This window comes from Candidatus Aquicultor sp., assembly GCF_054640775.1.
Genome location: NZ_JBTSLF010000315.1, coordinates 1 through 2,704 on the forward strand (window position 1 = coordinate 1; position 2,704 = coordinate 2,704).

3 protein-coding genes are annotated in these 2,704 nt (G+C 50.1%); 1 reads left to right on the plus strand and 2 read right to left on the minus strand.

Annotation, left to right across the window (positions count from 1 at the left end):
• Positions 1 to 676: molybdopterin-dependent oxidoreductase (locus ACYC56_RS14680; protein ID WP_461374916.1), on the minus strand; the 676-nt coding region annotated here is incomplete at its 3' end.
• 173 nt (positions 677 to 849) lie between these two features.
• Complete coding sequence (locus ACYC56_RS14685) at positions 850 to 1,776, minus strand: helix-turn-helix transcriptional regulator (protein WP_461374917.1); 927 nt, start codon at positions 1,774 to 1,776, stop codon at positions 850 to 852.
• Between the two features lie 207 nt (positions 1,777 to 1,983).
• Between ACYC56_RS14685 and ACYC56_RS14690 the strand changes: the two genes are divergently transcribed.
• Positions 1,984 to 2,664 (plus strand): response regulator, encoded by a 681-nt coding sequence (locus tag ACYC56_RS14690; RefSeq protein WP_461374918.1) that lies wholly within the window; start codon positions 1,984 to 1,986, stop codon positions 2,662 to 2,664.
• The last annotated feature ends 40 nt before the right edge of the window (positions 2,665 to 2,704 follow it).

Here is a 2,704-nt window from a genome sequence, read left to right on the forward strand (position 1 = left end):
GGTCGGCTCGGGCCGCAGCCCGGGTCAGCCGGGGATCGACCACGATCAGTTTCGCGCCGGCATCCAGGGCTACGGAAAAGGGCTCACCCTTGTAACAGTCGGGGTTGCTGATAACGACGTTGTTCCCCCACATCATAAGACACCTGGGATGATTTTCGTAATCCACAATCGGATTGGTCCCGCAAGTCAGGATGCTTGTGGCTATCCGGGGGCCATAGCAGAAATGACCGGCGGTGAGGACATTCGGGGAGCCAAGCAGGTTGGCGATACGATAGATGGCCGCCTCATTTTCCCGGCCGGTCCCATAGCCAAAGACGATGGACTCGGCCCCGTATTTTTCCTTATATTTCAGGATGCGCTCGGCGATCGTATCCAGGGCCTCATCCCAGGAAATACGTTCCCATTGTCCACTGGCCTTAGGGCCGACCCTTCTCACCGGGTAGGTGAGCCGGTCAGGGTGGTAAACGAGCTGGAGGGAGGCTAACCCTTTGCTGCACAAGGTCCCGTGATTGATGGGGCAGTCCGGGTCGCCGGCTATCCTGGCAATCCTGCCGTCCTTGACAAAAACCAAAACCCCGCAGCCGCCATGACAATTCCGGCAGTGGCTCCTGACCACGGAATCATACCCGTAAACCTCCATCTCCCGTTCGATATTCGAAACCAGGAACTCAACCATTTACTCCTCCAATACAGTTCATCGCCGCCGATAAAGTGGCAGAAAGTATTTCAAGGCCAAATACCCCATACCCAGGCAGTTTAAAAAAAGCAGTGAAATATGGCAACTTTAAAATGAGACTTTTGAAGTCTGAGCCTGGATACCATAGAAAGAAAAGGGAGTGTTCCCTGTGATCAAGCGTATTTTTTTAAAGCCCGCTTTAACTCTTCCTTTACCCCCTCCCTCAATTCCGGCGGTGAAACCACCTCTACATGGGGCAGCCAGCGATAAATCCAGGGGGTGATCCCTTCCAGGCCGTTGACCGTAAACCGCAATTCCAGTCGGCCATCCTTAAGGATTCGCTCCCGTTGGCTTTCATGCCATCGCTTTCTTTGCAAGTAGGGGCGGCTCTCGGCATCGAACCTCAGGACAATCTCCTCCGGTTCCCCGTCCACCACGGTGCCAAAGGCCCCGGACAGCTCTTCCTCCGGAGCGATATTCCTGGGGATGAAATGTTCCTCCAAAACCTTTAGGCCCATAATCCGATCCAGGGCAAAAGTCCTGACATCTTCACGGAGATGGCAATATCCCCGGAAGTACCAAAAGTCATCCTCGAAAAATAGATAGTAAGGGTCCACCTTCCTTTTGGTCTTTTCATCGGAATAAAGGGGCCGATAAGTCATCTTAATTTTCTGGAAATTCATAATAGCCTGATGGATAGCCCCGATATGACCGGCCACCTTCTCCGGCAGAGGTCCTCCGGAAAGGACAATATGCCGGGGGAGTCCCGGCTTTTTTACCGAAAGTTTCTCTTCGATCCGTTTCATGCTGTCTTCCCAGCCGCTGCCCATGCCTGAAATCATCTTCCGGGAAATGCCCAGGGCCAATGTTTCATCCAGGGACAAATCCGGCCTTTTCAAACTGTAGCCTTCCATAAACCGATATCCTCCTTGTTCTTTATCAAATATGATAGGAAACCCTGCTGCCTGTACGGTAGTCAGATACCGAAAAACCGTCCTCCCGCTAACCCCCAGTTCTTCCCTCAATGAATCCACCGTCACCTTCTCCCCGCTGTCCAGTTTATTCAGGATCAGCATCAGCGAATCAAATTTATAGGACATTGTATCCTCCCATTTGGAAATTAAAATATCCTATCAGACTGACAGCATTGTGTCAGTAGGAATTAAAAAAAGTCAACTCGCCATGGAATTTAAATATTTCCGTCATGCTCCTGTAACACAAAGATGTTTTTCTTTAGAAATGGGTAGGAAATCTAATAAATTAATCCATAGACAACAAAAGAATCAGATATTACAATGAACCACATCATGGCCAAACCAAAAATCCTTATCGTGGAAGATGATCCCGATATTTTAGAACTCCTTCATTTTAATCTGGAAAAAGAAGGCTATCAAACCTTCCGGACTGAAAATGGAGAACAGGCGGTCGTTTTGGCCCAAAAACATACTCCCGACCTGGTTCTTTTGGACCTCCTCCTTCCGGGCATGGACGGGCTGGAAGTCTGCCGGCGACTGAAAAGGGACCCGGCCCTGCAGCATATTCCTATTATAATGGTCACAGCCAAAGGAGAAGAAATGGATCGGGTCGTAGGACTTGAGTTGGGGGCTGATGATTATATCGTCAAACCCTTCAGTATCCGGGAACTCATTCTACGCATTCACAAGTTATTGGATCGTCGGGAGAAACAAGGCCCCCCTTCCGTTTTGAAAGCCGGTTCCCTTTTCCTGGACATGGAGGCCCATACCGCCAAGCTGGAAGATACCTGGCTGGATCTGACGGCTACCGAATTTCGTCTGCTGGCCCATTTGATGCGGACCCGGGGAAGGGTTCAGACCCGGGAAATCCTTCTGGATAAAGTCTGGGGATATTCCTTCGAAGGTTATTCCCGGACCATAGACACCCATATTCGAAGAATTAGGATCAAATTGGGATCTTATCAAGACTTAATTGAAACGGTCCGGGGGGTCGGATACCGTTTCCGGAACTGAAAATATGAGCCTGCGCTGGTACCTTAAAATCCTTTCAGCC